Here is a 24,178-nt window from a genome sequence, read left to right as displayed (position 1 = left end):
TATACATATAAATTCTACTTACTAAAGATGTTAGAGAATTCTATTGGACCAGTACCTCTTCAGGCTTATCTTATAGTTGCTGCATTTCTTTTCTGTACAGGTGTCTGGGGATTAATAAATAGTCGAAATGCTGTACGAGTTTTAATGAGTATTGAATTGATGTTAAATGCAGTAAATATAAATCTTATGAGTTTTTCATCCTATATAGATGGATCAATAATTAGAGGACAAGTATTTTCAATTTTTGTTATTACAGTAGCAGCGGCCGAGGCCGCTGTTGGACTTGCAATACTACTTTCATTGTATAGAAATAGAGTTACTATTGATATGGAAAGTTTTAATCTACTCAAATGGTAGGTATTATCAATGACAATAAATCTGATCTGGATCTTATATAGATCAGATAGCGATGCAGCATATAAAGAAACCTTAAATTGTAAAAAAATAATTGAAGGTTATGGAAAAAAAGTTTTATTTTCAGAGATAAGTAATGAAACCAATAATATTAATCAATTACTTTCATTATCTGAGATTTTACCTGAAATCGCTCTTGTTTTAGGAGGTGATGGAACAGTTTTACGGGCCGCCAGATTTTTATCCCCAAAAAACATACCTATTTTAAGTTTCAATGTTGGAGGTAATCTAGGCTTTTTGACCCACGATCGTCATATCTTAAAGCAAGAGAATTTTTGGGAAAGGGTTTCAAATAATAGTTTTAATATACAAAAAAGAATGATGCTTGAAGCAACTATATTTGCCGAAAATAAAAATCAAGAAAACAAAATTAAAAGATCATTTTTTGCACTCAATGATTTTTATTTACGATCTTGCACAGAAGAAATATCACCGACTTGCAGCCTTGAGCTTGAAATAGATGGTGAAGCTGTTGACAAATACAAAGGAGATGGACTTATTTTCTCAACACCAACAGGCTCTACTGCCTACTCTATGGCCGCGGGAGGGCCAATAATACATCCTTCCTTAGATGCAATTATCGTAAGCGCAATATGTCCAATGAGTCTTGCCAGTAGACCAATTGTGGTCCCTCCTGAATCTCATTTAGTAATAAAGCCAATAAGAGAAAAGAAACAAAAAATAAAGCTATGGTTAGATGGATCTAGTGGATGTCTAATGGAAGTTAATGATACATGCTTAATAAAGAAATCTAATCATTCAACCTCAATAATAATTTTAGATGAAAATCTTTCGTATTATAAAACAATAACTCAAAAACTTCATTGGGCCAGCAGCCTTAATGAGAGCAATAAATAATAAATTATGGTAATAGAAATCGAAAGAAGGTTCTTAGTTGAAAATGAAGATTGGAAGTCTCAGGTAATACTCAGTGAAGATTTTAGTCAAGCCTACTTAAATTCCAGTGTAGATGAATGGGCTACTCGCATAAGGACAATAGACAATAAAAAAGCATACATAACACTAAAGTCCTCTTTAGATGCATTAAAAAACTATGAATTTGAATACTCAATTCCTATAAAAGATGCTATTGAATTAATACAATTATCTAAATATAAAATTACTAAAACTCGTTATCAGCTAAAAATAAATAATAAAATTTGGGTGGTTGATCTTTTTTATGGCTCCAATTCTTCTTTAAAAATTGCTGAAATTGAATTGAATTCTGAATCTGAAGAAATTCAAATCCCATCATGGGCTGGTCAAGAAATAACTGGGATCAAATCATTGAGCAATGCTTCGCTTGCAAAAACACCTATTTCTCAGTTGTCAGTAAAAGATCGGATAAAAGTCCAAGAATAATAAGCAAAAAAACGACTCTTCCTTTAGATTGTCTTTATAATTATCGCTGGTAGTTTCCAGGAGCCTATGCATCCTTTGCAAGAGGTATAACTTGTATGGTCTTTATGACACAGAAGGTTTCCTTCGCTTCACTTGCAATGACAAGGAAGCTTGCATAGCATATGCAAAATTATTTGAGCTGTCCTCAATTGAATTTTCTCTCATGCCATTATCAGATATCAGTGAGGATGACAATAATTAGATCTTCTACGAAGCTGTTTCATCTGGCAATGAACAACAATTAAACCCATCCCGACAAATCTTTCCATGATCCATTGCCCAGTTCAATAAAGCCACTCTGTTTTTTGAGCCTGTTTTTGTAAACATATTGCTCACATGATTGTCTACAGTTCTTTTGCTAATTGTCAGTTTTTCAGCAATCTCTTGATTAGTGAGGCCATCTGCAACTAATCCAATAATCTCCATTTCCCGAGCAGAGAGTCCCATATGGGACGAATTAGCGATCTCTCCTGTAAACATTCCCCTCACTCACAACTCATTAATTAATACTACTTAGATTAGGGCCTTTAATCACCGATAGTAATTATCTAGTAAAAAATACATGTGAAATCTAAACTTCAAAATCGTCTTGAATCTGGCTTATCAGCTATTACTGCTGAAATAATGCCCCCTAGGGGAGGGGATACAGCTTCAGCTCTGTCAAAAGCAATCAAATTAAAAGGCCTTGTGCATGGTTTTAATGTTACAGATGGCAGCAGGGCAATCATGAGAATGAGCAGCCTAGCCTTATGCAAGCTGCTTTTAGACGCAAATCTTGAACCAGTTCTGCAGTTATCATGCAGGGACAGGAATCGAATCGCATTACAAGCTGAATTACTAGGAGCGCATGCATTAGGAATAAAAAATATCCTCTGTTTAACGGGCGATCCAGTACGAGTAGGGGATCAATCTCAGGCGAAATCAGTTCAAGATCTAAACTCAATAGAACTTATTGATCAAGTCACATCACTTAACAAAGGGATAGATCCAGTATCTGATTTGTTACCTGATGGCCCAACTAATTTGTTTGCTGGAGCCGCCGCTGATCCAAATTGTAGAGGATTTGATGGTTTGAGAAGAAGAATAGAACTCAAAAAAAATGCGGGTGCAAATTTCCTTCAAACCCAAATGGTTATGGATCCCAAAGTACTTGAAAGATTTTGCAAAGAAATAACAGAGCCGATGAAAATTCCAGTTTTAGCTGGAGTTTTTCTACTTAAATCAGCCAAAAATGCTCAATTCATCAATCGTGTAGTACCCGGAGCATGCATACCAGAATCAATTATTTCCAGACTTGAAACTTCAAAAAACCCTATTGATGAAGGAATATCAATTGCTGCTGAGCAAGTAAAAATTTTTCTAGAAATTACTCAAGGAGTTCACCTTATGGCGGTTAAAGCAGAGCAACAAATACCAATAATTTTAGATAGAGCAAATATTAATTAGAAGAGCCAATCAGATCAGTACCTAATAATTCAGCCATTGCTTTTTGTTGAGGTGACGGTTCGCCTAAGTCTTGTCTTCTAGCATCAGTTATCAACCAATCTAAAGCAGCTTCCTGTAAATCAAAATGATCACCTTCTTTACCAACACAATATCTACCAAAAACTAACTTCTCTACAAGTTGTACACCAGGTCCAATAAGTGAATAATCAAAGATTATTGAATTATCAATTGTTGCACCTTCACAAATACAACAACTCGGACCAATCATAGAAGGACCAACTATAGTTACACCATCTTCAATTCTTGTCATTCCACCAACATATATAGGTCCTTTTACATTTATTTTATCCCAATTAGCTGCAACATTTAAACCTGTATAGATCCCTGGTCTTACTTGCTTTCCTGGAATTTCAACTTGTCTAACATCACCTTTCAGAACATTCCTTATTGCTCTCCAATAATCTGGAACTTTACCAATGTCAACCCACTCAAAATCCATAGGTAAAGCATAGAAAGGTGCACCTTCTTCTACTAATTTCGGAAACAAATCTGAGCCAATATCAAAGGGTTTTCCAGAGGGAATATAATCAAAAATTTCAGGTTCAAATAAATAAATTCCAGTATTAATAGTATCTCCCAGTGCATTATCTATAGAAGGTTTTTCTTGAAAAGCTTTAACTCGATCTTCTTCATCAGTTACAACAACGCCATAACTACTTACTTGATCTTTTGAAACACGTTTTGTAATCAAACTAGCTAAAGCACCTTTTTCTTTATGTCGTTTTACAGCTTCAGATAAATCCAAATCAATTAATGCATCTCCACACAAGACGACAAAAGTATCATCAAAAAACTTTTGAAAATCTTGAATTTTCTTCAGCCCGCCCGCTGAGCCAAGTGCGTCACCAATTAATTCTCCATCTTCAATACGGCCTTCAAAGCTATATGCAATTTCAACTCCAAATCTTTGTCCATCTCGAAAATAATTTTCTATTTCTTCTGCTAAATGGGAAACATTAACCATAACCTCAGTAAAACCATGCTCCTTGAGAAGTTCCAACAGAAACTCCATTACAGGTTTCTGAAGGATAGGAATCATTGGTTTTGGAATCACATGAGTGATCGGCTGAACTCGGGTTCCTTTCCCAGCCGCCAGGATCATCGCCTTCATAGGCGGTTTAACCTAAGCTACACAAGGCCAACATAGAATGCTGCCTCCACAAAGAGCTAAGCAGCAGCCGGCGAGCCATCTGTCACGTCTAGAGAAGCCAGGGGAAGTTGAGCAACCATTCCAGGTTCTAAAAGCCTCTTTATACTTATGGGAGAGAACAAAGACCCTTTTTGATTAATCTCCACCTTGCCCTGAGAACATAAAAACAACAAAGCCCAAAAGACACCTACTCTATCGGTATCCAAATTGTCTGAGGCAGAATTTTCTTTCCAATTATCAACTAATAATTCAAAATCAACCCAGTGCAGGGCCTGCTCCCACTTACTTATAAAAATCGCAAGCGCCGCTGTGGTTTCTGGTAATTTTTCTCTATGAGCAAGGGATGATACTTGAGCAATAACCTCCCGATTACTTAATTTTTTCTGTCGTAACTTTCTACGGTTTTGCAATTCATCATTTTTCAAAGATTCTGCAATTGTCTCAAGCTGATTTATTAATTCTCCAAGCGTAACTGGCCTTCTAAATGGAGGAGGTGCAACAGGCCTTCTTAAAAGATGTCTCTCTGGTCGAAGAGGTAATTGAAAACTATCATCTAACCAACCCTGTTCGCCATAATCAAAACCGGAATCATCTTCTACTTCCATCTCAGCAGAGAACATCTCTGACTCAAGCACCTCTGCCTTTAAACCAACCAATACAGAAGCCGCTAAAAAAGCCTCACTACTCTGAGCAAGATCAACCTCGTAACTTCCACCAATCTGGCTGAGATGTTTTGAGATCTTTTTTGGAAGTTCAATACGCTGTTTAAGTTGGTCCAAAAAACCATCTACAACTGGAATAACATCCACATCCCAAGGATCAATATCGCCTCTTTGAGCAGCATCTTGCAATAAACGGATAGCTAGTCTCGCGCCAGAATCTGCAGCTTGAGTTAAAAGATCAACTGGCAAAGAAAACTATGAATCTAAAAGAAAGTTATCTCTATATCAGATGTAATGCCAGTTGAAAAATGTTCAATCTAGAAGAGGGGCTGCAATTGTCCCAAGGGATAAATTTGTATTACTAATAATTTGTGTTTGGTTAGTTCTTGTTCTTTCAACGGCTAACAAATCTCTTTCAACCAATCCATCAATTGATGAAATATAAGTATCTGTCATGATTTTTGGATACAAGCCAATGCCAATAATTGGCACTAATAAACAAGCAATAATATATATTTCTCTAGGTTCTGCATCTACCAACTTTGCTTTAGATATTAACTTCGCATTCTCTTTGCCGAAGAAAATCTCTCTTAACATCGACAATAAATATATAGGCGTCAAAATAACTCCAATTGCAGCTAATGATGCAATCACAATCCTAAAAGGAAGGGTATAAATTTCATCGGTTACAAACCCAACAAAGACCATTAATTCTGAGATGAATCCACTCATTCCTGGTAAAGCAAGAGAAGCGAAAGCACATGCTGTCCATAAAGCAAACATAATCCTCATATTTTGCCCAATACCCCCCATCTCATCTAATTGAAGGGTATGCGTTCTGTCGTAAGTAGCACCAACAAGGAAAAACAAACTTGCTCCTATTAAACCGTGGCTAACCATTTGCAACATCGCACCACTAGTTCCTAAAGAACTAAAACTTCCGATACCTATCAAAACAAAGCCCATATGACTTATTGAGCTATAAGCAATTTTCCTTTTTAAATTTCGTTGAGCAAAAGAAGTTAAAGCAGCATAAATAATATTTACTACTCCAAGAACTATTAACAATGGTGCAAATTGAGCATGTGCATCAGGCAGTAATTGTGCGTTGAATCTAAGAAGAGCATATCCACCCATCTTCAACAATATTCCTGCTAAGAGCATATGAACTGGAGCAGTGGCTTCTCCATGCGCATCAGGCAACCATGTATGAAGGGGAACAATAGGAAGTTTTACGCCAAAAGCTATTAACAAACCTGAATAACAAAGAAGTTGAAACCCCTTACCAAAATTTTGCTGAGCTAAATGGGTATAACCGAAATCTGGGATTCCTCCCCCTTGAAAGAAACCCATTGCAAGACCAGCAAGAAGAATAAATAACGAGCTACCTGCTGTGTAAATAATAAATTTTGTCGCTGCATATTGCCTTTTCTTTCCGCCCCAGATCGCAAGGAATAAATACACCGGGAACAACTCCAATTCCCAAGCCAGAAAGAAAAGCAACATATCTTGAACAGCAAATACAGCGATCTGGCCGCCATCCATTGCGAGAATTAAAAAGAAAAATAATTTTGGTTTGTAGCTCACTGGCCACGCCGCCAAAACCGCAAGAGAAGTGATGAAACTAGTAAGCAATATCAATGGCATTGACAAGCCGTCTGCGCCAACAGACCAAGTCAATCCAAGATCTGGGAGCCAACTAACTTTTTCATATAATTGCAAGCCTTCTTGACTTGGATCAAAACCTTTGAAATAAGCACCAACAGTAATTAGAAAAGTAATTAAAGCAATTATTAGGGCATACCATCGAACTTCTTTTCCTTCCCCTTTATCTGGGATAAAAGGAACAATTAATGCTCCCACAATGGGAAACAATATAGATAAACTTAACCAAGGGAAATCGGCTTGAATTGGCTCAGGAATTGGGATTGTTCCTAGGTTCAAACTTGTATTGAGAGCGAATTCCAAAACTCGAAATTAATCACCACTTTTTGAGTTTAGAAATTATGAGATTATTGGCATCCTCTAGATAGGGGATGAAACACACACCTAAAAAAATTATGTAAATTATGCCCCTGCAACGCCAAAAAGTGCAACCAGCGCAATGACTCCTCCAAAAACAATCAATGCATAAAACTGAGCTCTTCCTGTCTCGAAATATTTGAGTCCTTCTCCACTACCGAGAGTCAATAATCCAGTCAGATTAACCACTCCATCAACTACTTTTGCATCTACTTCAAGTACTTCTCTAGCAAGCTTTCTACTACCTTTTACAAAAATTTTCTCATTTATGTCATCCAAATACCATTTATTCTGAAGAAATGAATTGATTTGAGGGTATTTCTTGGATAAAGAAACACCAAGATCAAGTTGTTTCAAATAATAAGTTAACACCGCTAATAGTATCCCTGTAGAGGAGATAGCTATGGATGCAATAGCTAGAGGAAGAAATTCTCCCCAACTAAACTTTTCTGCCGCTTCAATAGCCTCACGAGGGTCTAATAAGTTTGCAAATATGCTGTTCCAAGGAACTCCTAAAAATCCAATAAAGACAGAAGGGATTGCCAAAACTACCAATGGGAGTGTCATAGGCCATGCAGATTCATGTATCTTGCCAATTTCATTCTCTTCATGTTCTTCATCTTGTTCTTTCCCAGCTAAAGCAAGCAAAGAAAGCTGCATCTCTTGATTTTCGCCTCTAAACTCTCCCTCAAATGTAAGAAAATAAAGCCTGAACATGTAAAAAGCTGTCATTCCTGCCGTTAAAAAGCCAATAAACCAAAGTAATGGGAAACTATAAAATGCTTGACCAAGAATTTCATCTTTACTCCAAAAACCTGCTAGAGGGGGTATGCCACTGATAGCAATACAACCAATGAAAAAAGTTATTGCTGTGATAGGCATTTTTTTACGCAGGCCTCCCATTAATCGCATGTCTTGAGCAAGAATTGGTTCATGACCAACCACCTCCTCCATCGCATGAATAACTGAACCTGAGCCAAGGAATAACATTGCCTTAAAACAAGCATGAGTAACAAGGTGGAACATTCCTGCAACTGGCGCACCACACCCCATTGCAAGCATCATGTATCCAAGTTGAGAAACAGTGCTGTAAGCCAGTCCTTTTTTCAAATCCATTTGTGTCAAGGCGATAGATGCTCCTAGGAAACAAGTTACTGTTCCAATAATTGCGATGAATAATCCAACCAATGGGAACTGGCTAAACAGAGGATCAAGCCTTGCTACTAAAAAAACTCCTGCTGCAACCATTGTTGCTGCATGAATAAGGGCAGATATTGGAGTTGGACCTTCCATTGCATCAGGCAACCAAACATGTAAAGGAAATTGTGCAGACTTTGCCATTGGTCCCATAAAAACAAGTATGCAAAGAGTCAAAGCCGCCCAAATAGGAACTGCCCCAGAACTAACTGCCTCTGAAAGTCCTTCAGCGATTCCATTAAAATCAAAACTGCCTGTTGCCCAAAAAAGACCCAAAATACCAAGCAATAAGCCAAAGTCTCCCACTCTATTTACGATAAAAGCCTTTTGAGCTGCATGTGCAGCACCATCTCTGTCATACCAAAAGCCAACGAGTAAGTATGAACACATCCCAACCAATTCCCAAAAAACATATATTTCAAGCAAGTTTGGACTAACAATTAGCCCAAGCATTGAACTGCTAAATAAGGCTAAATAAGTAAAAAAACGAACATACCCAGGATCATGTGCCATATAACCATGGGAATAAATCATTACCAAGAAAGCAATTGTAGTTACTAGAGCGAGCATGACTGCCGCTAAAGGATCAATCACATATCCCATTGGCAACTCAAAAGATCCTGCACTTGCCCATATAAACAAATGCTCAACTGGAGGCTTGCCTGAGAGTTGCTCAGCCAAAACTGCATAGCTAATAAATGCCGAAGCTCCTACAGAAGTTAAAAGGGTTATCGCAACGGGTTTTCTAGAACGGTTGAAAAGATCGTTAAAACTAATCAATCCCAAACCAATCAAAACTGCCCCACAAAGAGGGAGCAGAGGAATTAACCAAGCAAAATCTGCAGCCGAATGCATCCAGCTAAATCATATTGAGATAAGTTTAAGCAATTCTGGCTAGTAATTCAGTTAAATCGAAAGAGAGAAATTTCTGAGCTCCAACAGAAATAAATTTATGAGACCACCAGAAAAAAAACACTGCAATAAGAATGCCCATTTGAGAAGGCCTTAGAAATTCTTTTATTTCTAATCTTTGTCGTCCATCCAACACAGCTAAAAACGGAACTATTGATGTTTTTTTCTTCACATCCTCAAATTCTTTTCCGAATTTGAGGCTAAGTCTTTTATCTCCATGCCAAATAGCGAATAAATGATGTGCAATTAATCCCAAGCAAGTCACAAGAGTAAAACTTGTGCCTATCCAAAGTAAATGTGCAAAACACCAAATAATTTGACCAATGGCCTGGGGATGGCGAGTAACTCTGATAATACCTGAAGCATAGATCCTAACTTTGGGCTTCAATACTGCAGGTATTTCTAAAAGGTTATATGTAGCTGGATACAAAAAAAGAAAACTAATTGCACTCAAAATCCAAATCACAGGGATTAGTTCTCTAACCCCTTGAAAATTCCAAAATCTAATTCCATCGTATCGATGGGCAATAAAATAACCAATCAAAACAACAGCTGAAGGAATACTTGCAAAAGCAAAAATCAATCTCCATGCTCTCGCACCAATTAAACTCTCTGCTTTCGTCCTTAAAGCTGCTCCACCACTATGAATAACAGCAAAGCAAAATAAAAGTAATATCATCACAAAACTAGAACTATGAGTATCTAAAAATGCCATTAGTTCTATAAAAAAGCCCTTGAATAAATTATTAGATCCATACCGGATCAACAGTTGGTCTTGTTTTTTCCTACATTTTATTTTAATAACTGCCATGAAGACCTGCCACCATGGCCGAGATTCCATTTACTCTTGATCAACTAAGAATCCTCAAAGCAATTGTGGACGAGGGGAGCTTTAAAAAAGCGGCTGACAGTCTCTTTGTGACTCAACCTGCTGTTAGCTTGCAAGTGCAAAATCTGGAAAAACAACTAGAAATTGCCATTTTTGATAGAGGTGGTCGAAAAGCTCAATTAACTGAAGCTGGAAAACTTCTTCTCAATTACTGTGAAAAAATTCTAGGAGAGTGCCAAGAGACTTGCAAAGCAATTGAAGATTTAAATAATCTCAGAGGGGGCTCTCTCATTATTGGAGCCAGCCAAACCACTGGTACTTACTTGATGCCAAGAATGATTGGACTCTTCAGACAAAAGTATCCAGAAGTTTCAGTTCAACTCCAAATCCATAGCACTAGAAGAACTGGATGGAGTGTTGCAAACGGGCAAATTGACATAGCTATTATCGGAGGCCAACTTCCATTAGAATTAAATGAATCATTACAAGTTATCCCTTTTGCAACTGATGAATTAGCCCTTGTTTTACCAACTAATCATCAATTAGCAAAGTCAAAAGAACTTACAAAAGAAGATTTATATAGTCTAAGATTTATAACCTTAGATAATCAATCAACTACAAGAAAAGTTGTTGATCAACTACTATCTTCTTCAGGACTAGACGTGCAAAGATTACATATAGAGATGGAATTAAATTCTCTTGAAGCTATTAAAAATGCTGTTCAATCCGACCTAGGAGCGGCTTTTCTACCAGTTGTATCTATTGAAAGAGAACTCTCAGGAGGAAGTATCCACAGAGCAATTATTGCTGATCTTGAAGTTAAAAGAGAACTAAAGGTGATAACAAATCCTGGCAGATATTCATCAAGAGCTTCTGAAGCATTTAAACAAGACATTTTACCTTTTTTTGCCAGTTCATTTTCTCCGCTATTCAATGCTGAACATCAGAACTGAATCGCTTCTTTATTAATACCAACAGCATCTTCTTCAGCCCCTTTAATTATAAATTTATTTTCATTAACATCTGCTTGATAAACACAACGCACAATTGGTTGATCCCTAATTGAACCTATATAAGCAAATGTATTCATTCTCTGCTTGCACTCTCTTACATCTTCATTGTTTATGGCTCCTTGCTTTTGCAAAACAGTCCAATTCTCTCTTCTAATTACACAACCTGGTTGAAGAGCAGGTTGTGTCACAAAGCTTGTAGAGGGATTTAAGGTTGTATACATTTCAATATCGATGACAAAAGCACTTGCACCGTATTGCCTACAAAAGTCAGGATCAGGAACTGCCATATCCAACTGTTGCTGACTTGCAATATTGCCCTGACCACCTGAAGTTGTGCTTGTGATAAGGCTTCCTATACCCACACCGATCACCAAAACTCCAGCTAAAATAGCAATCGAATTAGAGTTGATTTTTATACCACCTCCTCCTCCATTTGGTGGGCCTGACGATTTAAATCGACTGCTTCTTGATTCATATTGATCTCTAACATTTGGATCTTTTCTAGAATTAAATCTGTTCCCTTCTTGTCTTCTCGCCAGATCTGATCTTCTACGAGATGATGATCGCCGATTATATGGGCCTTGGTTCATAATAATTCTTTAGTTCGAGGTAATCCCATGGAATAGTTCATTACCCTGCTATTGGGGTTATAACTGAGCTCTCCATCTTTCAGCAAATTCCGAATAAAATCTTCAAGCAAGGATCCTATTTTTCTCAAGCTATAATCGCTCAATTCATTATCGGCTTGAGAGTCCACTAATTCACGAAAATAATCTTGCACTTTTTTAATAGATTCATCACTCCACAGAAATTCGTTATCGGGATCAATATCTAAAGTCAAATGTCCATTATCCAAAATTAAATCATTATTTTTTACCACTGCAGTAAATATTCTTACGTGTCTCGTTGTGCATTTCAAAATTGTATCGCTCATGAATTTAAAACAACAAACCAAAATATATACTGCAAATTTAACGACGTTACCCCTTGTTGGGTGATCTTAATCACTAAAGTTGTTAAATACTCTTTTATTTAAGTATGCGAGTAGCAATCGCTGGAGCCGGATTGGCAGGACTATCATGTGCAAAATACTTAGCCGATGCAGGTCATACGCCTTTTGTTTATGAGGCAAGAAACGTACTTGGTGGAAAAGTTGCTGCTTGGAAAGATGAGGATGGAGACTGGTATGAGACTGGATTACATATATTTTTTGGAGCATATCCAAATATGCTACAGCTTTTTAAAGAGCTAGATATTGAAGATCGTCTTCAATGGAAAAGTCATTCCATGATTTTCAACCAACCAGAAGAACCTGGCACATATAGCCGTTTCGACTTCCCTGATCTTCCTGCTCCAATAAATGGAGTGGCGGCAATTTTAAGCAACAATGACATGCTTACTTGGCCAGAAAAAATTTCGTTTGGAATAGGACTAATACCAGCTATGTTGCGCGGCCAAAATTATGTAGAAGATTGTGATAGGTACTCTTGGACCGAATGGCTAAAAAAACAAAATATTCCCGAAAGAGTAAATGATGAAGTTTTTATAGCAATGAGTAAGGCACTAAATTTCATAGGTCCTGATGAAATATCCTCAACAGTTTTACTAACTGCATTAAACCGCTTCTTACAAGAAAAAAATGGATCCAAAATGGCATTCCTTGATGGAGCGCCACCAGAAAGACTTTGTCAACCAATTGTTGATCACATCAGAGCTTTAGGAGGCGACGTATTTTTAAATAGCCCACTTAAAAAAATAAATTTAAAAAAAGATGGCTCTGTTGAAAATTTCTTAATAGGTAGCGCCAAAGAGTCTAATGGAAAAGAAATTGAAGCCGATGCATATGTCAGCGCAATGCCAGTGGATATTTTTAAAACAATTTTGCCTAATGAATGGGCCTCTCAAGATATATTCAGAAAACTTGAAGGTCTGAAAGGAGTCCCTGTTATTAATATTCATCTTTGGTTCGATCGAAAACTTACAAATATTGATCACCTGCTATTCAGCAGATCGCCACTTTTGAGTGTTTATGCAGACATGAGCATAACCTGTAAAGAATATGAAGATCCAAATCGTTCAATGCTTGAGTTAGTTTTTGCTCCTGCTAAAGATTGGATCGGTCGTAAAGATGAGGAAATAATTAATGCAACAATGCAAGAATTAAAGAAACTTTTCCCAATGCATTTCTCAGGGGAAAATCAAGCTAAATTGCGAAAATACAAAGTAATAAAAACCCCTAAATCAGTTTACAAAGCTGTTCCTGGATGCCAAGATTTAAGGCCAGATCAAAAGACTCCAATAAGCAACTTTTTCTTAACTGGTGATTACACAATGCAAAAATACCTCGCTTCCATGGAAGGTGCGGTATTAAGTGGAAAACTATGTGCAGAAAAAATCCAAATCTCGACTGACATAGGTTCATCCTAGTCTTAATGTATCAAAAGCAATTTGTTTAACTTGCAATTCAACAGCTGAATGCACACTCAAAAACTTACAAACTTCTAATTTTGGCGAAGCCTTCTTTGAATCTAGAAGATGCCTACGAGGCTTGCAGAAAAGAAACTGCACAATGGGCCAAGACCTTCTACCTGGGCACCATGTTGCTGCCCCCTGCTAAACGCAAAGCAATTTGGGCTATTTATGTTTGGTGCCGTAGGACAGATGAGCTGATGGATAGCATTGAAGCTCAAAAAAAATCTAGAAATGAGTTATCAGATAGACTCAATAAATGGGAAGACAAAACAAAGAATATTTTCGCTGGTAATACTGAAGATGATCTTGATGCAGTCTTAGCCGATACTCTTCAAAAGTTCCCTCAATCTATACAGCCTTATATCGACATGATTGAAGGCCAGCGAATGGATTTAGATACAACCAGATATAAAACATTTGACGAACTTGAACTCTATTGTTATCGAGTCGCTGGAACAGTTGGATTAATGACTCAAGGCGTAATAGGAATTGATTCTGCATATAAGTCTAATCCAAATAAGCCTTGTCCTGATACTTCAAAAGCTGCAATTGCTCTAGGGATAGCGAATCAGTTAACAAATATTCTTAGAGATGTTGGAGAAGATCGAGGAAGAGGTCGAATTTATTTACCATTAGAAGATCTTGCAAAATTTAATTACTCTGAAGAAGATCTGATGAATGGGAAAATCAATGAGAACTGGAAAGCATTAATGTCTTTTCAATTAGCCAGAGCAAGAGATTGGTTTCTCAAATCCGAAGAAGGTATCAAATGGCTCTCCATAGATGCAAGATGGCCAATATGGACCTCCTTAAGGCTATATAGCGGAATCCTAAATTCAATTGAAAAATTAGATTATGACGTCTTCAACAATCGAGCATATGTAAAGGGATGGGTTAAAGCTATAAACCTACCCATCTCTTATTTGATAACTATAAACGATGAAAAATATAAACTTAGAACACTCCTTAATTGAATATTTATACAGGTGTTTTTTGATTAGCCAAAAGATCCTTCAATTTTGATAGTTCACCAGCCCATCTTGGATCAGGAGCTTCTTTAATTGGTGCATCGCTATGTACAACTTTCTTAACATCTTTACGATTAGAACCTTTATTTCCATTATTAGAACTCGCTCCTCTTCTTGAGCCCCCAGAATTTGAATCCTTCCGCTCGGAACGTTCAACCCTCAATTTATTACCATTGAATTCATGGCCATTTAATTTTTCAATAAGCTCATTTGCAACATTCTCGTCTTTGATATTAGCGAAACCAAATCCCCTGCAAGCCTTGGTATCTCTATCGAAAACAGCTTTAAATTTGATACCTTCTCCTATAGATGTAAGGAGAGCATCAAGTTCTTTAACATTGACATTCTGCGGCAAATTGCCGATGTAAAGGCGAACACTCATTTAGAAAAAAGGGGATAAGAAGACGACGGCATACGGCCGAGATTAATTTGATTTGTGTGTAGTTAATCACAAAAAGGGTGAATTCTCTAGGGTCCATTTACGAGCCACCTCCAAAGCCTCTTGGTTTGTGAAGAATCGCCCATAGGCTTTTTCCTTAGAAAGATGCCTCAAAAGCTCCCCCAAGAGAGGACCAGAGGGGATGTTTAAGACTTTTTGCAGTAAATGGCCACTCAAAGGAGAAGAGGGGTGAAAGAGGGGGTCAGAGGGGTCTTTCCAGCGCTTTAGCCAAACATTTGCATATTTATCTTTCAAAAAAAGAATTAAAGATGGCAAATCCTCTTCCAAATCAACGTGAAGTTGAAACCTTTCATTCTCTGACAGATTTTCTACACCAAACTTGTTAATTTTATGAACCCAAAATCTTAGATTTTTGGATCTTTTAATTTCATTTTTACTAAAAGTCAAGCTTGACAAGCCCTCATCACTAAGTAAACATATTAATTTGGCTAAAAAGTCTCCCGGTAATGGCTTTTTTAAAAAAATATCTTTTATTGTTAGTTCAATAGAGGCAAGCTTACCATCATTCCAATTTTTCAATAATTGAAGTTCTAGATAAGTTTTCCAAACTGAATAATTCCATCTCGCATGAACTATTTTTAAAATCTCCATTTTTATCCTTTCAGGTGCAACATTACTTAATTTATCTACATTTTTTTTAAGAAAACTTAGAGTTTTTTTCTCTAACTCAAAGTCTAATTCACACATCAATCGAAAACCTCTCATAATTCTTAAGGGATCATCAATTAAATTCTTTTCACTTATTGCAACAATTTTCTGACTTTTTAAATCATCTATTCCGCCTGTCGGGTCATAAATCTCTGGTTTTTCTTCAAGTCTTAAAGCAATTGCATTAATTCTAAAATCACGTCTTAATAAATCATCTTTCAGACTCTCTCCAACCTGCCGAGCGAAATCTAGAGTCCATCCATTAACAACTAATCTTGCAATATCTCTCTTTTCATCAAGCTTCACAAAAGTAGCATTAATTTTTTTAGATAACCTTTTGCTGAACTTAATTGCATTGGTTGGTATCACAAAATCCAAATCAGGTTTGCGGCCCAGTTTCTTCAATAATCCATCCCTTACGGAACCGCCAACTAAAGCACTACCTGGAGGTAAATCACTTATGGATATTGGCCAATCTTTGGGATTTAAATCTCCAAATAGTTCAATTGATAGTAGTGTGTACTTACTTATCAAAATTGAGCACAGATTTTATCTGAATAATTATGTGTATCTGTGTTGATTGTGCCTGGGTAGATAGATGCAAGACCTACTTCAAAGTTGAAGAACATCACGGAGTCAAACATTTGTCTCAAAATCCAGATTTTCAAGGTGCCAATCCAAAAATACATATAAACATTTTCGATATGCCTGATAACACAACAGGTATAGAATGGGATGTAAGAGGTTGTGATAGTTTTCGACCAGATCAAGGGAGATGGAGCAGGCTGCGTCCAGGAGAAGAAATTCCAAAATAACAATAATAATAAATTCGTTGCAAATTTTCCATAACTCACAATCAAAATATCTATTGGCTTTACACAGCTGTTCAGAATCCTTTGGAATAGCCATTAAAGATACAGAAAATCCAGAAAAAATAATAAAAAGCGAAGTATTTAATATTGGTCGCTCATTATCAAACAAATTATTTAGTTGTATAGAAACAATTCTTCCTAAAAAGTTTTGGAAGCAAATTATTCGCATTTCAGTAGCTAAAGGTCCTGGGAGTTTTACCAGTACAAGGTTAACAATCTCAATGGCTAGAACTATTGCTCAACAAATTGATTGTTCATTAGATTCGATTAGTTCCTTTCATTTAATGGCTCCAAGACTTTACAAAAACCTCTCTAAAAACCAAATCTTTAATCCATTTTGGATTAAAGATTTTTTACCACGTAGAGGAATCGTGGCAGGAAAATATCAACTAATTAAAATTCATCAAGAGTCAAATTTTTATGAATTTAATGAAATAATTTCCCCTCAAATAATAAGCAATAAAAAACTGATCAATCCTTCAATTAAAGCCTCCAATAATATAGAAAAAGATATTATTTCGCTTATAAATTTTTCTCAATATTGTCAAAATTCAAAAGTTCAGTCTAATTGGGGAAAGACATTACCCATCTATCCAACCTCACCGATTGATAATCTAAAATAAATATGCATAAGTTCTAAGATTTTCTAATCTTATAGAGATAACATAATTTCAGATATTCTTTATTAAGCCTTTATCTAACATTGAATTTATAGATACTTGAATTTCTTTAGTTATTGATGTTAAATCTTCTCTTTTCTTTGTTTTAGGAGGTTGAATTAATTCACCAACTCTTAGATGAATAGTGACAAATCGGGGAAGAAGAGATCCTTTTGGAAAAGCTCTGTGACTATTAACTATTGCCACAGGAAGAATAGGGGCACCTGTCCTCGCAGCAAGAAGAGCAGCTCCTGCTTTAGGATCATTAACCCTCCCATTTTCTTGTCTGGTTCCATCTAAAAACACACCCGTAGCCCAACCTTCACTTAGTCGATTAGATGCGTTTCTTATTGCCTCTCTATCTCCAGCTCCCCTCTTAACTGAATAGGCACCACAAGCAGAAATTATCAACGATAAAATAGGGATCTTAAAAAGTTCAGATTTTGCCATGAAAGCTACCGGCCTGCCCAAAGCATGACCCAAAATCGGGGGGTCTAGATGGGAACCATGATTCGAAACAACTACAACTCCCCCCGTCTTGGGTAAATTCGAAATTCCTATTGTTTGGCCTCTAAACAAAAAACGAAAAATCGGGAAAACGAATAGATAACTAACGCAACCATAAACAAAACTTTGTCGAGGTTTAGTTTTATGGATTTTTTCAACTCCTGTATAAATTCTAAATTGCTCCAAAATCAATAACCCAAGTCACTTGCATCTGATATTTGACTTAGCAGAACCCCTTTCATTGATCGTTTAGCAAGCCCAGTAAGCACGTTTCCTGGCCCAATCTCAACCATTGTGGTTATACCTTCTTTTTGCATTATTTCCATAGTTTCTCTCCACCTCACTCCAGTAGTCATTTGTTTTTTTAAGCGCTCCTTCAGTATGTCGCCACTTAAAGTTGGAGTTGGATCAACATTGCTCAGAACTGGAACTTGAGCATCTTTAAAAGCTACTTGATCAAGTTCCTCAGCAAAACTTTTAGATGCCTCAGTCATAAATAAAGAGTGAAAAGCTCCTGAAACTTGTAAAGGAATTGCTCTTTTACATTTTAAATTATCAGTCACTTTCTTCACTGCTTCTGGAGAACCAGATAAAACAACTTGAGATTCACTATTGTCATTGGCTATTGCAGCCCCCTCAATTTCTCTAATCAAATCATCTAATTCATTTCGATCAAAGCCCAAAACAGCAATCATTGCGCCTCCTCCTGCCGATGCCATCAATTCAGATCTTTTCTTTAATAGCAATAACGCTGTCTTCGCATCTAAAACATCTGCTGAATAGAGACCAACTATTTCTCCAAGACTGTGTCCTGCAATTATATGGGACTCCCTCTTTTGTCTTTTTAAATCATCTACTAATAATGACTCAACAACGAAAAGTGCTGGTTGAGTATTTCTCGTATCATTTAAATCATATATTTCTTCATTTGGAACCCCTTCACCACAACAAATTTTCCAAAGATCTCTTCCAAGAATTTCTGAAGCCAAATCAAATCTATCTCTTGAGCCAGGCAAGTCTAATAACGAATTTGCCATACCTAATTTTTGAGAGCCTTGTCCAGGAAAAACCCAGGCAATAGTCATAATTTTCTAGATTAATTATTAAACAGCTTAATAGGGACCATGCCAATAAAACAAAGCTGCTCCCCAACTCAAGCCAGCGCCAAATCCACTACATGCTATTAGATCCCCTGATTTAATCCTTTGATCTCTAACTGCCTCATCAAGCATTAATGGGATAGTTGCTGCAGAGGTATTTCCATAGTGTTTCAAATTTGAAAGCACTTTTTCTGATGGTATTGAAAATCTTGAGGCTACTGCATCAAGAATTCTTTGATTAGCTTGGTGTAATAGGAGCCAATCAATACTCTTCGAATCAATCTGATGGTTATCTAAAAGTTTTCCAAGAATAATAGGTACTTCTTTAACAGCAAACTTATAAACCTCTTTCCCTTCCATTTTTATCGGTAAATATTCTCCTTTTTGATGGGTAGATCCTTGAACTAAATCTAAAAAAATATTGCTTTGAGAGAGATTTAAGCAATCGCCTCTACTTCCATCCGATTTCAAATCATATCCAATTAAACCAGTTTCTCCATCAATAGCCTCCACTGCCAAAGCGCCTGCTCCATCCCCAAACAAAACACAAGTCTTTCTGTCATCCCAATCAACCCATTTTGATAATTGATCTGCACCAATAACAACAGCTCTTTTCATAGAGCCAGAAGCTAAATAGTGTGATGCAGTAACTAAAGCAAATAAAAATCCACTACAAGCAGCAGTTAAGTCAAAAGCAACTGCATTAGAAGCTCCCAAATTTGATTGAATTTTAGGCGCCGAGCCAAATAAATCTTCTGGAGTAGATGTTGCAAGAATTATTAAATCAATAGTCTTTACGTCCCAGTTAGCCATTTGAGCTGCATTAAAAGCAGCATCTGTAGCTAGATCAATCAAAGTTTCATTTTCTCCAATAACCCTTCTTTCTCTAATTCCAGTTCTACTTTGAATCCATTGATCATTAGTATCTACTCTCTGACCAAGTTGATCATTATTAATGATCTTTTGAGGAGTAGCGCTTCCACACCCCACAAAAGATATACCAGAGTCAAATTGAGAATTGCTAATCAAATCTAAAAAAAGCCTTCATTGAATAAGTCAATCACATGTTAGGACAGTTCCAATTAGACCTTCAAAACATCTGGATGATTTAAATCCGCTAAATCATCCATAACACCATGGCTTGCAGCTGAATGAACAACTCTTAAAGCACTCAAAACAGATAAAGCTTTACTTCCACCGTGACCAACAACACAAATTCCATTGATTCCTAAAAGCAAAGCCCCACCATGTTCGGCGTGATCTAGACGCTTCTTTATTCTTTTCAAATTATTTCTTAAGAAAGCAGAACCAACTTTTCCTCTTCTTCCCCTTGGCAACTCAGCCCTCAATACTCCCAAAAGAACACTTCCTACCGATTCTAAAAATTTCAACAAAATGTTTCCTGTAAATCCATCACAAACTACAACATCAAAATCACCCGATAAAACATCTCTTCCTTCACAATTTCCAGAAAAGCAAAAACGTTTTTCCTCGTTTAAAAGTTTGTAAGTTGCTAGAGAAAGATCATTACCCTTGCAGGATTCTTCACCAATATTCAATAATCCTATTCTTGGTTTTTCTACCTGCAAAACATCTCGAGAATAGATATTTCCTAGAAGAGCAAATTGATACAAATAGGTTGGCTTGCAATCCATATTTGCTCCAACATCTAAAACCAATACCGGTTGGCCAGGATCTTTAGTTGGGAATAGTGCTCCAATTGCTGGGCGATCTATTCCTTTTAAACGTCCCAATTTAAAAATTGCTGAAGCCATCATTGCCCCAGAGTTTCCAGCTGAATAAACACCCATTGCTTTTCCTTCTTTAACCAATTTCATTGCGATATTTATGCTCGCATCCTTTTTTTTACGCACTGCAGTGGCTTCTTCATCCATACCAACTGAAAGGCCACTCGGAATCAATTCAAAATTCCCATTATCTATAGCTTTTTCTAGAGCTTCTTCTAGACCAGATTCAATAGCTGCTTTTTCGACTTTCTCAAGTTCACCCACAAACTTAATTTTCAATGGAAGCAATGACAAAGATTTCAAACAACCATCAAGAATCGCTCCAGGTGCAAAATCTCCTCCCATTCCATCGACCGCAACCCAAATCCTTTCGGAATCTTGAATTCCATTTTTTTCCTCTGCAATTTCTCCACCTTGAAGTCTCCTGAGAGGATCAAATACAAATGGTTCTAATGTACTCCTAGCTATTGATCCAGCACTTGTTACAACAGAACCAGCATTAGAAACTACTGTTCCAGCGACATTGCTGGCTGCTGAAGCTGAGCTTGTTGCTGTGTCAACAAGACTTGTTACAGCAGAGTTTCGTCGATACCAAATCACCAATCTTCTAATGGCCTTCGAGCGATTTGTTTTATTGTTTAAATTATTTTTTTCCACTGATTTATGATCCATCAGGAATCATAGAATCAACAATTCTTTGAAAAAGATAACCTGTTCCTCTTGCAGTAAGAATTAGTTCTGGGTTTGCTGGATCATCCTCAAGTTTTGATCTAAGTCTAGAAATATGAACATCCACTACTCTTGTATCAACATGTCTTTCAGGCGTATATCCCCAAACTTCTTTAAGAATCTCACCCCTACTGAAAGGTTCTCCTGAACGACTAACTAGAAGCTCTAAAAGACTAAACTCCATGCCTGTCAATCTAATTCGTTCATCATTCCTATAAACCTGGCGTTTATTAGTATCAATCTTTAAATTCATAACCGCAATAACACCTGAATTAGGTAGTCCAGCGATTTGTTCTTTTTCTACTCTTCTTAAAACACATCTAATCCTGGCTTCTAATTCTTTTGGGCTAAATGGCTTAACAACATAATCATCAGCACCAAGTTCTAAACCAGTAATTCTGTCCGCAACATCTCCTAATGCTGTCAGCATAACTATTGGGACATCTGATTCCTTTCTTAGTTCTTGGCAAACTCCGTATCCATCCAATTTAGGCATCATGACATCAAGAACAACCAAATCAGGCTCACAATTTCTAAAAAGATCAAGTGCCTCGTTACCATCACAAGCTGTAACGACCTGATAGCCAATCATAGATAGGCGAGTTTCTAGGATCCTCCTAATACTTGCCTCATCATCAGCTACGAGGATGGTTTCCTTTGAGGGACTTGTGGCCGTCATGTGTTCCTTAGCTTTGGCGGCTGCGACAAGATCTTAAGTGAAGGTTCACCAACATTGAAAGATCACTATCTTTATTCAACTACAGCCAACTTCCTTTTTACAACTAAGTGTCTCGTTCTGTCTCTATTTATGTCTGTCAAAGTTGCGGTGCTCAAACCAGGCAGTTCTTTGGCCGTTGCAACAATTGTGGAGAATGGAATTCGATAATAGAAGAAAAAATCAGTCAAAAATCAGATAAATCTTTTTACACAAAGATTAATTCCCTTAAAGAGAAGTCTCCATATCGTTCAGAGCTAATCAGCAAGACAAAGAACCAAATTATCAACCGCATTCCTAGCGGATATCATGAATTAGACAGGGTACTGGGAGGTGGTTTAGTACCTGGATCACTTGTGCTAATTGGCGGAGACCCAGGTATTGGGAAAAGCACTCTTATTTTGCAAAGTGCTACTGCAATGGCTCATAAAAGATCAGTACTTTATGTTGCAGCTGAAGAATCTGCTCAACAAGTAAAACTGAGATGGAATCGCATTGATAATTCTGAGTCCAATCTTCATTTACTCGCTGAAACAGATCTAGAGTTAGTTTTAAAAGAGCTCAATTACTTAAAACCCGACGTTGCAGTTATTGATAGCATTCAAGCCTTACATGATAAAAATTTATCAAGTTCCCCTGGTTCAGTGGCTCAAGTAAGAGAATGTTCAGCAGCATTACAGCAAATTGCTAAACGGGAAAATATATCTCTACTCATAATTGGGCACGTCACTAAGGATGGGATGCTAGCCGGACCAAAAGTTCTGGAGCATCTGGTTGATGCAGTACTTACTTTCGAGGGCGACAGGTTTGCTTCTCACAGACTCCTGAGAGGGGTTAAAAATCGATTTGGCGCCACTTGTGAGCTCGGAGTATTTGAAATGCAACAGGATGGCTTGTCAGAGGTATCCAATCCAAGCGAGTTATTTTTAAGCAAAACCACTGCACCTGGAATTTCAACAATTGTGACTTGCGAAGGAACAAGACCGTTAGCCATAGATATACAAGCACTTTTAAATTCCACTAGTTATGCAAGTCCTAGGAGAACTGCAACGGGGGTTGAAATTAATAGGCTGCACCAAATCTTGGCAGTTATAGAAAAAAATATGAATCTCTCACTGTCAAGATATGATTGCTACCTAGCTGTAGCTGGAGGGTTAGAGGTTGAAGAACCAGGCGCTGATCTTGGAATAGCTGCTGCAATAGTTTCGAGCTTCAAAGATATTGAACTTGAAGAAGGTGTCGTATTTATCGGCGAGATTGGTCTGGCTGGTCAACTAAGATTAGCAAGACAAATGCAACAAAGAATTAATGAAGTTATCCGACTTGGATATAAAAAATTAATTATCCCAGAAGGAATAGATACCAGTGAATTTGAAAAAAATAAAAAAATAAAAATATTAAAAGCCACTAACATAAATCAAGCTTTAATGGATGCTTTAAAAAATAAATAATTCACACTTGAATTATTTATAAATAAACATCAACATTTCCTCTCCCTGTTGTCTTTAGCCAGTTCTCTATATCTAGATATCCTCCTGGATATAGACGAACCGCTTTACTCCAAACTTCAGCTGCCTGATCGAACCAGATATCGCCCTCATCTTGATTGCCATTTCTCTGAGCAATGCGACCTCTCTTTTCATAAATTAATCCCATATTTTTTAAACAAGATGGTTGTTTTGGATTTTGTCCCAAAGCCTTTTTATATGTATTAAGTGCCCTCTCCTCATCTCCATTACTCATATAAATTATTGCCATGTTTTTCAATGTCTCGCCTCTATCAACTTGATTGTCCTCAAGTTTTAAGCTTTCTTCGTAATACTCAAGAGCCTCTGAGTAATCCCCATCATTCTGAGCTGCTAGACCTTTTCTATAATAAAGATAGGCTTCTTTTTCTTTAGAAGCGATTGGCATTACTTTCACTATCCCTTCAGCCATCTTCGTGAAGGCCTTATCAAGAAAATTGTCTTTGTTTTGACTGCGAGGCACGATTAAACCAATATCAATAGATATAATTCTATCCTGCCTGGAAATATGAAAAATGGATAGAAAAAATGAAACTAATTTTTATGTATTAATAAATCATTAAATGAATGCAACATCCTTTTTATTTATTAAATTTAAAGTAAGTATC

Annotated in this window: 26 protein-coding genes; 10 read left to right on the top strand and 16 right to left on the bottom strand. The window is 36.9% G+C overall.

What is annotated here, in order from left to right:
* Positions 1-27 precede the first annotated feature (27 nt).
* The 3 genes from nuoK to SIB53_RS04860 are packed head-to-tail and all read left to right on the top strand — an operon-like array spanning position 28 to position 1,776.
* Positions 28-357, top strand: a complete 330-nt coding sequence (gene nuoK, locus SIB53_RS04870; RefSeq protein WP_269604270.1) for an NADH-quinone oxidoreductase subunit NuoK — start codon at positions 28-30, stop codon at positions 355-357.
* Positions 358-366: 9 nt separating this feature from the next.
* Positions 367-1,272: an NAD(+) kinase gene (locus tag SIB53_RS04865; RefSeq protein WP_413679067.1), complete on the top strand. Its 906-nt coding sequence runs from the start codon at positions 367-369 to the stop codon at positions 1,270-1,272.
* A 6-nt stretch (positions 1,273-1,278) separates the two neighbouring features.
* A complete protein-coding gene (locus SIB53_RS04860; protein WP_413679066.1) occupies positions 1,279-1,776 on the top strand; it encodes a CYTH domain-containing protein in 498 nt (165 codons plus the stop codon).
* A gap of 246 nt (positions 1,777-2,022) precedes the next feature.
* Here the strand turns inward: SIB53_RS04860 and SIB53_RS04855 are convergent, their stop codons facing one another.
* The gene (locus SIB53_RS04855) at positions 2,023-2,295 is read right to left on the bottom strand and encodes a helix-turn-helix domain-containing protein (protein ID WP_269604263.1); all 273 of its coding nucleotides are present in this window, start codon (positions 2,293-2,295) and stop codon (positions 2,023-2,025) included.
* Positions 2,296-2,379: 84 nt separating this feature from the next.
* Between SIB53_RS04855 and SIB53_RS04850 the strand changes: the two genes are divergently transcribed.
* On the top strand, positions 2,380-3,261 hold the full coding sequence (locus tag SIB53_RS04850; RefSeq protein WP_413679065.1) for a methylenetetrahydrofolate reductase: 882 nt from the start codon (positions 2,380-2,382) through the stop codon (positions 3,259-3,261).
* On the opposite strand, the gene SIB53_RS04845 is transcribed toward SIB53_RS04850, so the two are convergent.
* The 5 genes from SIB53_RS04845 to SIB53_RS04825 all read right to left on the bottom strand — a co-directional run bounded on the left by SIB53_RS04845 (position 3,254) and on the right by SIB53_RS04825 (position 9,979).
* The gene (locus tag SIB53_RS04845; protein WP_413679064.1) at positions 3,254-4,432 is read right to left on the bottom strand and encodes a sugar phosphate nucleotidyltransferase; all 1,179 of its coding nucleotides are present in this window, start codon (positions 4,430-4,432) and stop codon (positions 3,254-3,256) included. The genes SIB53_RS04850 and SIB53_RS04845 overlap by 8 nt on opposite strands.
* A gap of 56 nt (positions 4,433-4,488) precedes the next feature.
* On the bottom strand, positions 4,489-5,382 hold the full coding sequence (locus SIB53_RS04840) for a segregation/condensation protein A (protein ID WP_413679063.1): 894 nt from the start codon (positions 5,380-5,382) through the stop codon (positions 4,489-4,491).
* Between the two features lie 63 nt (positions 5,383-5,445).
* Complete coding sequence (locus tag SIB53_RS04835) at positions 5,446-7,062, bottom strand: NAD(P)H-quinone oxidoreductase subunit 4 (RefSeq protein ID WP_413679117.1); 1,617 nt, start codon at positions 7,060-7,062, stop codon at positions 5,446-5,448.
* A 138-nt stretch (positions 7,063-7,200) separates the two neighbouring features.
* The gene (locus SIB53_RS04830) at positions 7,201-9,207 is read right to left on the bottom strand and encodes an NAD(P)H-quinone oxidoreductase subunit 5 (RefSeq protein WP_413679062.1); all 2,007 of its coding nucleotides are present in this window, start codon (positions 9,205-9,207) and stop codon (positions 7,201-7,203) included.
* Positions 9,208-9,232: 25 nt separating this feature from the next.
* Positions 9,233-9,979: an NnrU family protein gene (locus SIB53_RS04825; RefSeq protein ID WP_413679116.1), complete on the bottom strand. Its 747-nt coding sequence runs from the start codon at positions 9,977-9,979 to the stop codon at positions 9,233-9,235.
* Positions 9,980-10,089: 110 nt separating this feature from the next.
* Between SIB53_RS04825 and SIB53_RS04820 the strand changes: the two genes are divergently transcribed.
* Positions 10,090-11,046: a LysR family transcriptional regulator gene (locus tag SIB53_RS04820; RefSeq protein ID WP_413679061.1), complete on the top strand. Its 957-nt coding sequence runs from the start codon at positions 10,090-10,092 to the stop codon at positions 11,044-11,046.
* Here the strand turns inward: SIB53_RS04820 and SIB53_RS04815 are convergent.
* On the bottom strand, positions 11,037-11,696 hold the full coding sequence (locus SIB53_RS04815) for a DUF3172 domain-containing protein (RefSeq protein ID WP_413679060.1): 660 nt from the start codon (positions 11,694-11,696) through the stop codon (positions 11,037-11,039). The genes SIB53_RS04820 and SIB53_RS04815 overlap by 10 nt on opposite strands.
* The gene (locus tag SIB53_RS04810) at positions 11,693-12,040 is read right to left on the bottom strand and encodes an NAD(P)H-quinone oxidoreductase subunit M (protein ID WP_413679059.1); all 348 of its coding nucleotides are present in this window, start codon (positions 12,038-12,040) and stop codon (positions 11,693-11,695) included. Before SIB53_RS04810 ends, SIB53_RS04815 begins: the two co-directional genes overlap by 4 nt.
* A gap of 104 nt (positions 12,041-12,144) precedes the next feature.
* Here SIB53_RS04810 and pds point away from each other — a divergent pair, with 104 nt between their 5' ends.
* Both pds and SIB53_RS04800 read left to right on the top strand, forming a co-directional pair.
* Entirely contained in the window at positions 12,145-13,533 is a 1,389-nt protein-coding gene (gene pds / locus SIB53_RS04805) for a 15-cis-phytoene desaturase (RefSeq protein ID WP_413679058.1), read from the top strand.
* Between the two features lie 80 nt (positions 13,534-13,613).
* Positions 13,614-14,552 carry a phytoene synthase gene (locus SIB53_RS04800; protein ID WP_413679057.1) on the top strand — a complete coding sequence of 313 codons (939 nt, stop codon included), beginning with the start codon at positions 13,614-13,616 and terminating at the stop codon, positions 14,550-14,552.
* Positions 14,553-14,556: 4 nt separating this feature from the next.
* Here SIB53_RS04800 and SIB53_RS04795 read toward each other — a convergent pair whose 3' ends face one another.
* Both SIB53_RS04795 and SIB53_RS04790 read right to left on the bottom strand, forming a co-directional pair.
* Complete coding sequence (locus SIB53_RS04795; protein ID WP_413679056.1) at positions 14,557-14,988, bottom strand: RNA recognition motif domain-containing protein; 432 nt, start codon at positions 14,986-14,988, stop codon at positions 14,557-14,559.
* A gap of 66 nt (positions 14,989-15,054) precedes the next feature.
* Positions 15,055-16,248 (bottom strand): CCA tRNA nucleotidyltransferase, encoded by a 1,194-nt coding sequence (locus SIB53_RS04790; RefSeq protein ID WP_413679055.1) that lies wholly within the window; start codon positions 16,246-16,248, stop codon positions 15,055-15,057.
* Positions 16,249-16,277: 29 nt separating this feature from the next.
* On the opposite strand from SIB53_RS04790, the gene SIB53_RS04785 reads away from it, so the two are divergent.
* Together SIB53_RS04785 and tsaB are read left to right on the top strand one after the other, a co-directional pair.
* Positions 16,278-16,529, top strand: a complete 252-nt coding sequence (locus SIB53_RS04785) for a Ycf34 family protein (RefSeq protein ID WP_413679054.1) — start codon at positions 16,278-16,280, stop codon at positions 16,527-16,529.
* Positions 16,530-16,582: 53 nt separating this feature from the next.
* A complete protein-coding gene (tsaB, locus tag SIB53_RS04780; RefSeq protein WP_413679053.1) occupies positions 16,583-17,209 on the top strand; it encodes a tRNA (adenosine(37)-N6)-threonylcarbamoyltransferase complex dimerization subunit type 1 TsaB in 627 nt (208 codons plus the stop codon).
* Between the two features lie 48 nt (positions 17,210-17,257).
* On the opposite strand, the gene SIB53_RS04775 is transcribed toward tsaB, so the two are convergent.
* Genes SIB53_RS04775 through rpaB form a run of 5 tightly spaced genes read right to left on the bottom strand, consistent with a single transcriptional unit; the run spans position 17,258 to position 22,008 of the window.
* The gene (locus tag SIB53_RS04775) at positions 17,258-17,938 is read right to left on the bottom strand and encodes a lysophospholipid acyltransferase family protein (RefSeq protein WP_413679052.1); all 681 of its coding nucleotides are present in this window, start codon (positions 17,936-17,938) and stop codon (positions 17,258-17,260) included.
* 2 nt (positions 17,939-17,940) lie between these two features.
* Positions 17,941-18,837 carry an ACP S-malonyltransferase gene (gene fabD / locus SIB53_RS04770; RefSeq protein ID WP_413679051.1) on the bottom strand — a complete coding sequence of 299 codons (897 nt, stop codon included), beginning with the start codon at positions 18,835-18,837 and terminating at the stop codon, positions 17,941-17,943.
* Between the two features lie 27 nt (positions 18,838-18,864).
* On the bottom strand, positions 18,865-19,881 hold the full coding sequence (locus SIB53_RS04765; protein WP_413679050.1) for a beta-ketoacyl-ACP synthase III: 1,017 nt from the start codon (positions 19,879-19,881) through the stop codon (positions 18,865-18,867).
* A 53-nt stretch (positions 19,882-19,934) separates the two neighbouring features.
* Complete coding sequence (gene plsX, locus SIB53_RS04760; RefSeq protein ID WP_413679049.1) at positions 19,935-21,272, bottom strand: phosphate acyltransferase PlsX; 1,338 nt, start codon at positions 21,270-21,272, stop codon at positions 19,935-19,937.
* Positions 21,262-22,008 (bottom strand): response regulator transcription factor RpaB, encoded by a 747-nt coding sequence (gene rpaB, locus SIB53_RS04755; RefSeq protein WP_413679048.1) that lies wholly within the window; start codon positions 22,006-22,008, stop codon positions 21,262-21,264. Before rpaB ends, plsX begins: the two co-directional genes overlap by 11 nt.
* Before the next feature lie 107 nt (positions 22,009-22,115).
* On the opposite strand from rpaB, the gene radA reads away from it, so the two are divergent.
* Positions 22,116-23,495 (top strand): DNA repair protein RadA, encoded by a 1,380-nt coding sequence (gene radA, locus SIB53_RS04750; RefSeq protein ID WP_413679047.1) that lies wholly within the window; start codon positions 22,116-22,118, stop codon positions 23,493-23,495.
* 16 nt (positions 23,496-23,511) lie between these two features.
* Here radA and SIB53_RS04745 read toward each other — a convergent pair whose 3' ends face one another.
* Complete coding sequence (locus SIB53_RS04745) at positions 23,512-24,033, bottom strand: photosystem I assembly protein Ycf3 (protein WP_413679046.1); 522 nt, start codon at positions 24,031-24,033, stop codon at positions 23,512-23,514.
* Between the last annotated feature and the right edge of the window lie 145 nt (positions 24,034-24,178).

The sequence above is a fragment of the Prochlorococcus sp. MIT 0916 genome, from assembly GCF_047305155.1.
Classification (GTDB): Bacteria; Cyanobacteriota; Cyanobacteriia; order PCC-6307; family Cyanobiaceae; genus Prochlorococcus_B.
Note: the sequence above shows the minus strand (reverse complement) of the source record. Positions and strands in the feature narration are given on the sequence as shown.

Excerpts from the sequence above, each read along its gene's own strand:
- nuoK (WP_269604270.1), top strand. The coding sequence starts at position 28 with ATGTTAGAGAATTCTATTGGACCAGTACCTCTTCAGGCTTATCTTATA.
- SIB53_RS04865 (WP_413679067.1), top strand. The coding sequence starts at position 367 with ATGACAATAAATCTGATCTGGATCTTATATAGATCAGATAGCGATGCA.
- SIB53_RS04860 (WP_413679066.1), top strand. The coding sequence starts at position 1,279 with ATGGTAATAGAAATCGAAAGAAGGTTCTTAGTTGAAAATGAAGATTGG.
- SIB53_RS04855 (WP_269604263.1), bottom strand. The coding sequence starts at position 2,295 with ATGTTTACAGGAGAGATCGCTAATTCGTCCCATATGGGACTCTCTGCT.
- SIB53_RS04845 (WP_413679064.1), bottom strand. The coding sequence starts at position 4,432 with ATGAAGGCGATGATCCTGGCGGCTGGGAAAGGAACCCGAGTTCAGCCG.
- SIB53_RS04830 (WP_413679062.1), bottom strand. The coding sequence starts at position 9,207 with ATGCATTCGGCTGCAGATTTTGCTTGGTTAATTCCTCTGCTCCCTCTT.
- SIB53_RS04825 (WP_413679116.1), bottom strand. The coding sequence starts at position 9,979 with ATGGCATTTTTAGATACTCATAGTTCTAGTTTTGTGATGATATTACTT.
- SIB53_RS04820 (WP_413679061.1), top strand. The coding sequence starts at position 10,090 with ATGGCCGAGATTCCATTTACTCTTGATCAACTAAGAATCCTCAAAGCA.
- SIB53_RS04815 (WP_413679060.1), bottom strand. The coding sequence starts at position 11,696 with ATGAACCAAGGCCCATATAATCGGCGATCATCATCTCGTAGAAGATCA.
- SIB53_RS04810 (WP_413679059.1), bottom strand. The coding sequence starts at position 12,040 with ATGAGCGATACAATTTTGAAATGCACAACGAGACACGTAAGAATATTT.
- pds (WP_413679058.1), top strand. The coding sequence starts at position 12,145 with ATGCGAGTAGCAATCGCTGGAGCCGGATTGGCAGGACTATCATGTGCA.
- SIB53_RS04795 (WP_413679056.1), bottom strand. The coding sequence starts at position 14,988 with ATGAGTGTTCGCCTTTACATCGGCAATTTGCCGCAGAATGTCAATGTT.
- SIB53_RS04785 (WP_413679054.1), top strand. The coding sequence starts at position 16,278 with ATGTGTATCTGTGTTGATTGTGCCTGGGTAGATAGATGCAAGACCTAC.
- fabD (WP_413679051.1), bottom strand. The coding sequence starts at position 18,837 with ATGACTATTGCCTGGGTTTTTCCTGGACAAGGCTCTCAAAAATTAGGT.
- plsX (WP_413679049.1), bottom strand. The coding sequence starts at position 21,272 with ATGGATCATAAATCAGTGGAAAAAAATAATTTAAACAATAAAACAAAT.
- rpaB (WP_413679048.1), bottom strand. The coding sequence starts at position 22,008 with ATGACGGCCACAAGTCCCTCAAAGGAAACCATCCTCGTAGCTGATGAT.